Annotated in this window: 1 protein-coding gene; it reads right to left on the bottom strand. The window is 76.8% G+C overall.

Annotated elements, in window-relative coordinates; translation table 11 throughout:
* The coding region (locus B9S61_RS42670) for an HD domain-containing protein (protein ID WP_258039868.1) at window positions 1–1,182 on the bottom strand (1,182 nt) is incomplete at both ends.

Here is a 1,182-nt window from a genome sequence, read left to right on the forward strand (position 1 = left end):
CCCGCCAGTCCAGCAGCAGGACGGAGCCGTCGACGCCCGCGGGGAGGTCCAGCGCCCGCAGCTCGGCGGTCCGCACGGTCAGCCGGTGCAGGGCGAGCACACCGGCCACCGCGGGGAGCACGCCCGCCTGGTCGGGTACGGCGATGAGCAGCTCCACGCCCAGCGGTTCGGGGTCGCCGGAGGGTTCGGCGGGCGGCTCGGTCTGGGCCCGCAGGGACAGTACGGGCGCGCCCGTGGCGACCGCCTCGAGCGCGAGACGCTCGTGTTCGGCGGTGGGCGCGGCTGCCGCGGGGTCGTCCGGTACGTCGCCGGAGAGCACGGCGGAGACCCGCTTGACCAGGTCGGTGACGAGCGAGGCGCGCCAGGACGACCACGCGGCCGGTCCGGTGGCGAGGGCGTCCGCCTCGGTGAGGGCGTGCAGCAGTTCGAGGGTGCCCTCGGAGGCGACGGCCTCGGCGACCGCGCGCACGGTGGCGGGGTCCTCCAGATCGCGCCGGGTGGCGGTCTCGACGAGCAGGAGGTGGTGGCGTACGAGGGTGGCGATCACGGTGACGTCGTGCCGGTCGAAGCCGATGCGGGCGGCCACGTCCCTGGCGATGACCTCGCCGGCCACCGAGTGGTCGCCGGGCCAGCCCTTGCCGATGTCGTGCAGCAGCGCGGCGACCAGCAGCAGGTCGGGCCGGTGCACGCGCCGGGTGAACTCGGAGGCGCGCACGGCGGTCTCGATGAGGTGCCGGTCCACGGTCCACAGGTGCACGGCGTTGCGCTGGGGCCGGCAGCGGACCCGTTCCCAGTCGGGGAGCAGGCGGTTGACCAGGCCCTCCGCCTCCAGCGCCTCCCAGACCTGCACGGTGGGCGGGCCGGAGCCCAGCAGGGTCACCAGTTGTTCCCGTGCCTCGGCGGGCCAGGGCGTGGGCAGGGGGCGCGCACCGGCCGCCATGCGCCGTACGGCGTGCAGGGAGAGCGGGAGTCCTGACTGGGCGGCGGCGGCCGCGGCGCGCAGCGGTAGTACCGGGTCGCGTTCCGGGCGCGCGGCGCGGGCGAGTACCACCTCGCCGTCCTGTTCCACCACCCCTTCGGCCAGCGGGGAGCGCTCGGGAGCGGTCTTCCCGCCGCCCAGCGGCCTCCCGCCGCCCAGCATGGCGCGCAGCCGCGGCCGCACCGCGCGGGAGCGCAGGACGC

Origin of the sequence: Streptomyces sp. SM1 (genome assembly GCF_002910825.1) — a bacterium.
In the GTDB taxonomy this organism is placed as follows: Bacteria; Actinomycetota; Actinomycetes; order Streptomycetales; family Streptomycetaceae; genus Streptomyces; species Streptomyces okerensis.